Genomic DNA, 6,837 nt, shown 5'->3' with positions numbered 1-6,837 from the left:
GCCAGCGCCCGCCGCACCGCCGCGGCGAGCGAGGCGTCCTCGGCGCGCAGGTCGGCGCCGCGCAGCCAGAGCGTGGGAAGCGCCCGGTCCTCGCCGCCGCGCCGGACGGCGAGGGCCGCGAGCTCGGTGGTCCGGCCGGAGCCGGGGGCGCCGACCAGCGCGGTGACCGTCGCCCGCGGATCGTCCCCGGCCAGGCCGTCCGGGCGGTCGACCCGGTCGGCGGCCAGGGCGGCCACCCGGCCGGGACCGGCCCCGGCGGCCGCCACCTGGGCGGCGGCCAGCCGCAGCACCCCCGCCAGGTTCAGCGCCGATCCGTACGCGGGGACACCGGCGGCGTTGCGCGCCAGCGCCTCGGCCAGCGCCGGCGCGCCCTCGCCCGACCCGCTGCCGTTCGCCGGGGCGGCGGTCAGCGCGCCGCCCTGCTCCGGGGCCCGCAGCGCCGGAGCGGCGACGCCGATCACGGCGCCGCTGCGGGCATCCAGCACCGGCGCCCCGGCGGGCACCGGCCCGGTGCCCGTGACGACCGGCACGTCCAGCAGCAGCACCCCGCCCAGCAGGTGGAAGCGGTCGGGCCGGGCGTAGACCGCGCCGGTGACGCCCAGCACGCCGCTGCGCAGGGCGACCGTCCGCTCGCCCTCGCCGGTGAACGCGGGCAGCAGCACCTCCCGCCCGGCGGCCACCGCGCCCGGCGCCGCGATCGGCAGCGGGGGCACCGGCAGCCCGCCGACGCCGTCGGTCCGCAGCAGGGCCAGGCCGTGCCCGGGCAGCGGCAGGACGCTGTCCGGGCCCAGCACCCTGGTCTGGCCGCCCGGGGTGTGCAGGACGATCCGGTCGAGGTCCGCGACGCTCTCGTGCGCGGTGAGGACGGTCCCCTGCGGGTCCGCGACGAACCCCAGCCCGCGCAGTCGTCCGTCGAGGTCGCGGATCCGCAGCAGGTAGCGCCCCGGATCGTCCGCCACCCCGTCGCCGTCCAGTGCTCCCGGCATGCGTGCAGCCCTCCCGGCAGGGCCGAGCGGCCCGGGAGGCGGACGCGTCGCGGCGACCTGCTCGCCGCCCGGGAGCCTGCCCGGTGCCGGGCGGGCCCGACCGCACCCGCGCCGCTCACCACCGGGGTTCACTTCGCGCGCTCCCCCGTGCGGGTGAACCTCTCCGGCCCCGCTCCGCCAGGTGCCCGCGCGGAACGCCGAGAGCCCCCCGCCGCCCCGGACGGGGGCGGCGGGGGGCTCGACCGGCACGCGGCCCGGAGCTCCCGGCGTCAGCCGACGAAGACGGCCACCGGCTTCGCCTGACCGCCGTGCTCCTCCACCAGCGCGAGGAACCGCCCGTCCGGCCCGTAGACCGCGATCGGACCGGCCACGCCCATCCCGGGCGCCTTCAGCCGGGCGCCGTGCGACAGCACCTTGGCCTGCTCGGCGTCGAGGTCCCAGCGCGGGAAGGCGGCCGCGGCGGCGTCGCCGATCGGCAGCACCTCCAGCGGAGCGCCGGCGTCACCGGTCACCGCCTCCTCCAGCTGCTCCAGGGTCCGGGCCGACTCCACGCCGTAGGGGCCCACCCGGGTGCGCCGCAGCGCGGTGAGGTGGCCGCCGACGCCGAGGCCGGCGCCGAGGTCGCGGGCCAGCGCCCGGATGTAGGTGCCGGAGGCGCACTCCACCGTCACGTCGAGGTCGATCACCGGCGTGCCGTCCTCGGCGACGGCGGCCCGCTGCTCGTGGACGGTGAAGGAGTGGATGGTGGTCGGCCGGGCCGCGAGCTCGAAGTCCTCGCCCTCGCGCACCCGCGCGTAGGAGCGCTTGCCGTCGATCTTGATCGCGCTGACCTTGGACGGCACCTGCATGATCTCGCCGGTGAGGGCGGCGATCCCGGCGTCGATGTCCTCCCGGCGCACGCCGTCGGCCGGCACGGACGCGGTGACCTCGCCCTCCCGGTCGTCGGTGACGGTGGTCTGGCCGAGCCGGACGGTCGCCTCGTAGGTCTTGGCGGTGAGCATCAGGTGGCCGAGCAGCCGGGTGGCCCGCTCGATGCCGATGACCAGCACGCCGGTGGCCATCGGGTCCAGCGTGCCGGCGTGGCCGACCTTCCGCGTCCCGGCCAGCCACCGCAGTTTGGCGACCACCCCGTGCGAGGTGATGCCCTCCGGCTTGTCGACGATGACCAGGCCGTCCGGGCCGGTTCCCTTGCGCTTCATCTGTTCTTTTCTCTGGAGGCTTCTCTGGAAGTGGTCAGCTGACGGGCCGCAGCGCGCCCCGGAACCGCTCCACCGCGTCGGCCACGGGCTCGCGGGTGGAGAATCCGGCCGCGAAGGTGTGCCCGCCGCCGCCGAGCCCGGCGCAGGCCGCCGCGACGTCCACCGCGCCCTTGGAGCGCGAGGAGCCCCGCAGCGTGCCGTCCGGGTCCTGCTTGAGCACCAGCGCGACCTCGGCCTCGGCCGGGCGGCGCAGGATGTCGATCAGGCCCTCGATCTCCTCGACGGTGACGCTGAACAGCGCCAGGTCCTGGTAGGGCACCCAGGTCCACACCAGGCCCAGGCCGCCGGCCGCGTCCGGCTCGTAGACGGCCCGGTCGAGCGCGGCCGCGAGCACCTTGAGGTAGCCGAAGGACGAGGTGTCCCACAGCTGCCGGGAGATCAGGTCGTGCCGGATGCCGGTGGCCAGCAGCCGCCCGGCGAGTTCGTGGGTGGCGGGCGTGGTGGCCCGGTACTTGAACGAGCCGGTGTCGGTGGCGACACCGGTGTAGAGGCAGGTGGCCAGGGCCTGGTCCAGCTCGACGCCGAGCCGGCGCAGCAGCTCGTCCACCAGGACGGCGGTGGCCGGCGCGCTCGGGTCGATCAGCTGGTGGGTGCCGAAGCCGGGGTTGGAGGCGTGGTGGTCGATGACCACCAGCACCGGCGCGGCGAAGGCCTTCTCGTGCAGCAGGCCCAGCCGGCTCTCGGCGGCCACGTCGAAGCAGAGCACCAGCTCCGGGACGGCGGGCACCTCGGAGGCCGGCACGATCAGCTCCTGGCCGGGCAGGAACGCCAGCGACTCGGGCACGATCTGCGGGTCGTCCCCGAAGGAGACCCGGACCTCGTGGCCCAGCCCGCGCAGGGCCAGCGCGGCCGCCAGGGCCGAGCCGAGCGCGTCGCCGTCCGGGCAGATGTGGCAGATGAGGTCGATCGACCGGGCGCGCCCGATCTCCGCGACCACCTGCTGCCAGACCAGCTCGAAGCCGGGCGCCTCGGCGCGCGGCCCCGGAAGCACCGCGAGGGCACCCTCCACCGTGGTGGTGGAGGACGCCCCCGCGACTGCTCCGGCCGTCGAACCGGTCGACGCCGGCTCACCTGCCATGACTACTCGTCCTCGTCGTCACGCTCGGACGCCGGGACCTTGTAGGGGTCCGCGTCACCGGCGTACTTCGCGCCCGCCGCGGTGGTGCGCACCGCGGCGTCGATGGCCCGGGCCCGGTCGAGCAGGTCGTCGATGTTCCGGGCGTTCTCCGGCAGCGCGTCCGCGACGAAGGTCAGCGTCGGGGTGAAACGCACCCCGATCTTGCCGACCTCGGAGCGGATCACTCCCTTGGCGCTCTCCAGCGCGGCGGCCGAGGCCTCGCGCTCGGCTTCGTCACCGAAGACGGTGTAGAAGACGGTGGCCTCGCGCAGATCGCCGGTGACCCGGGTGTCGGTGATGGTCACATAGCCCAGTCGCGGGTCCTTGATCCGGCGTTGCAGGGTCTCGGCCACGACCACCTGGATGCGGTCTGCGAGCTTGCGCGCCCTAGCGGTGTCGGTCACGTTGCCTCCTCGTGCAATGGGCCGGGTAACTCGGGCGTACTGCCTGCCCGTCGGGGCCCACGCCCCAAAGTACCGGCCCGCGCCCAGCCTTGTGGGCGCTCTCGGTCCTGATCTGTGTGAGAACGGCGACTCGCGCCGGTCCGTTCCGCAGACCTCATTCGTCGTCGTCGTTGTGGTAGCGCCTCCTGGCGGAGAGCAGTTCTACCTCGGGGCGGCCGGCGACCAACCGCTCACAGCTGTCCAGGATCTCGGTGACGTACCCGGCTTCGCCGGACACCACCGCCAGGCCGATCTCGGCCCTGCGGTGCAGATCCTGGTTCCCGGTCTCGGCAGCGCACACGCTGTACTTGCGCTGCAGTTCGGCCACGATGGGCCGCACGATCGAACGCTTCTCCTTGAGCGAATGTACGTCGCCCAGCAGCAGGTCGAAGGTGAGTGTTCCCACGAACATGTATGACAGGTCTCGCCGACCTGGAGGCCTCGGGGGCAGCCCTGGACCGGGCTGCTTCTCGTCATCGCTGACTACCCCAGGACCCTACACAGCGAGACCGGGGCCGGTCGACGGGAATACCACCCGTCGACCGGCCCCGGACACCACCCGCTTACGCGCGCGGCTTCTCGCGCATCTCGTAGGTCTCGACGATGTCCTCGACCTTGATGTCGTTGAACGACCCCAGGGTCACACCGGCCTCGAAGCCCTCGCGGACCTCGGTCGCGTCGTCCTTGAAGCGACGCAGACCCTCGATGGTGAGGCTCTCCGCCACGACCTTGCCGTCGCGGATGAGGCGGGCCTTGGCGTTGCGGCGCAGCAGGCCCTCGCGGACGATGACACCCGCGATGTTGCCGAACTTGGAGGAACGGAACACCTCGCGGATCTCCGCGGAGCCGAGGCGCACCTCCTCGTACTCGGGCTTGAGCATGCCCTTGAGGGCGTTCTCGATCTCCTCGATCGCCTGGTAGATGACCGAGTAGTACCGGACGTCCACGCCTTCCTTGTCGGCCGCGGCGCGCGCACGGCCTTCGGCGCGCACGTTGAAGCCGATGATGATGGCGTCCGAACCCATCGCCAGGTTGACGTCGGACTCGGTGATCGCACCCACACCGCGGTGCAGGATGCGGAGCTCGACCTCCTCGCCCACGTCCAGCTTGACGAGGGCGTCCTCGAGGGCCTCGACCGAACCGGAGACGTCACCCTTGATGATGAGGTTGAGCTGCTCGATCTCGCCCGCGGCGATGGCCTTGTCGAGGTCCTCCAGGGACACCCGGACCCGGCGCTGCGCGAAGGCGGCGTTGCGGTCGCGGGCCGAGCGCTTCTCGGCGATCTGGCGCGCGGTGCGGTCCTCGTCGACGACGATGAAGCTGTCGCCGGCGCGGGGCACCGAGGTCAGACCGAGGAGCAGCACCGGGCGGGACGGGCCGGCCTCGGCGAGGCTGTTGCCGTTCTCGTCCAGCATCGCGCGGACGCGGCCGTAGGCGTCGCCGACCACGATCGAGTCGCCGACGCGGAGGGTACCGCGCTGCACGAGCACGGTCGCCATGGCGCCGCGGCCCTTGTCGAGGTGGGCCTCGATGGCGATACCCTGCGCGTCCTGCTCGGGGTTGGCCCGCAGGTCCAGCGAGGCGTCCGCGGTCAGGACCACGGCCTCCAGCAGCTGGTCGATGTTGAGGCCCTGGCGCGCGGAGATGTCGACGAACATGGTGTCGCCGCCGTACTCCTCGGCCACCAGACCGAACTCGGTCAGCTGACCGCGGACCTTGGTCGGGTCGGCGCCCTCGACGTCGATCTTGTTGACCGCGACCACGATCGGCACACCCGCGGCCTTGGCGTGGTTCAGCGCCTCGACCGTCTGCGGCATGACACCGTCGTTGGCCGCGACCACCAGGATCGCGATGTCGGTGGACTTGGCACCACGGGCACGCATGGCGGAGAACGCCTCGTGACCCGGGGTGTCCAGGAAGGTGATCGGGCGCTCTTCGCCGTTCACGATCGTGGCCACCTGGTAGGCGCCGATGTGCTGGGTGATGCCACCCGCCTCGCCGGCCACCACGTTCGACTTGCGGATGGCGTCCAGCAGTCGGGTCTTACCGTGGTCGACGTGACCCATGACGGTGACGACCGGCGGGCGCGGGGCCAGCTGGTCCTCGTCGCCCTCGTTGGCACCGAAGTCGATGTCGAACGACTCCAGCAGCTCGCGGTCCTCGTCGTCGCGGCTGACGATCTCCAGGATGAAACCCATCTCGCCGGCCAGCAGCTCGAGGGTCGCGTCGGAGACCGACTGGGTAGCGGTGACCATCTCACCGAGGTTGAACATCACGGAGACGAGCGCGGCCGGGTTGGCGTTGATCTTCTCCGCGAAGTCCATCAGCGAGGCGCCGCTGGACAGGCGAACGGTCTGGCCGTTGCCGCGGGGCAGCATCACACCGCCGACGGACGGGGCCTGCATGGCCTCGTACTCCTGGCGCTTCGCCCGCTTCGACTTGCGACCACGGGCCGGACGGCCACCGGGGCCACGGCCGAAGGCACCCTGCGTGCCACCACGGGCACCCGGGCCGCCGGGACGGCCGCCGAAGCCACCGGGACGCGGACCGAAGCCGCCGCCGCCACCGGGGGCACCGCCACCGGGACGGGGGCCGCCGAAGCCACCGGTCGGGCGCGAGCCCGGACCGGCCGGACGACCGGCGAAGCCCGGACGGGCGCCACCGGCGCCACCCGGACCACCGGGACGGCCGCCGGGGCCACCGGGGCCACGACCGCCGGGGCCCGGACGCGGGCCCGGAGCCGGACGCTGCGGCATCATGCCGGGGTTCGGACGCGGCATGCCGGACGGGCTCGGGCCACCGGGACGCGGACCGGCCGGACGGGGCATGCCGTCGGGACGCGGGGCGCCACCGGGGCGCGGCGCGCCACCGGCGCCGGGGGCACCGGCGGGACGCGGACGGTCGCCACCGGGACGCGGACGGTCACCGGCACCCGGAGCACCGGCGGGACGCGGACGGTCGCCACCGGGACGCGGACGGTCACCGGCACCCGGAGCACCGGCGGGACGCGGACGGTCGCCACCGGGACGCGG

At 74.0% G+C, this 6,837-nt stretch carries 6 protein-coding genes; all 6 read right to left on the bottom strand.

Features of this window, described 5'->3' with window-relative positions:
- A partial coding sequence (locus ACFWA9_RS37295) for a trypsin-like peptidase domain-containing protein (protein WP_380393676.1) occupies positions 1 to 986 on the bottom strand: 986 nt, incomplete at its 3' end.
- A 269-nt stretch (positions 987 to 1,255) separates the two neighbouring features.
- Positions 1,256 to 2,185 carry a tRNA pseudouridine(55) synthase TruB gene (truB, locus tag ACFWA9_RS37290; RefSeq protein ID WP_329487709.1) on the bottom strand — a complete coding sequence of 310 codons (930 nt, stop codon included), beginning with the start codon at positions 2,183 to 2,185 and terminating at the stop codon, positions 1,256 to 1,258.
- Positions 2,186 to 2,219: 34 nt separating this feature from the next.
- Complete coding sequence (locus ACFWA9_RS37285) at positions 2,220 to 3,323, bottom strand: DHH family phosphoesterase (RefSeq protein ID WP_352288008.1); 1,104 nt, start codon at positions 3,321 to 3,323, stop codon at positions 2,220 to 2,222.
- Between the two features lie 2 nt (positions 3,324 to 3,325).
- Complete coding sequence (gene rbfA / locus ACFWA9_RS37280; protein WP_329487711.1) at positions 3,326 to 3,766, bottom strand: 30S ribosome-binding factor RbfA; 441 nt, start codon at positions 3,764 to 3,766, stop codon at positions 3,326 to 3,328.
- Positions 3,767 to 3,920: 154 nt separating this feature from the next.
- The gene (locus tag ACFWA9_RS37275) at positions 3,921 to 4,217 is read right to left on the bottom strand and encodes a DUF503 domain-containing protein (RefSeq protein WP_329487712.1); all 297 of its coding nucleotides are present in this window, start codon (positions 4,215 to 4,217) and stop codon (positions 3,921 to 3,923) included.
- Between the two features lie 151 nt (positions 4,218 to 4,368).
- Positions 4,369 to 6,837 (bottom strand): translation initiation factor IF-2 (infB, locus tag ACFWA9_RS37270; RefSeq protein WP_380393672.1); only part of this gene is annotated, 2,469 nt, incomplete at its 5' end.

The organism is Kitasatospora sp. NPDC059973, from assembly GCF_042737525.1.
Classification (GTDB): Bacteria; Actinomycetota; Actinomycetes; order Streptomycetales; family Streptomycetaceae; genus Kitasatospora.
Note: the sequence above shows the minus strand (reverse complement) of the source record. Positions and strands in the feature narration are given on the sequence as shown.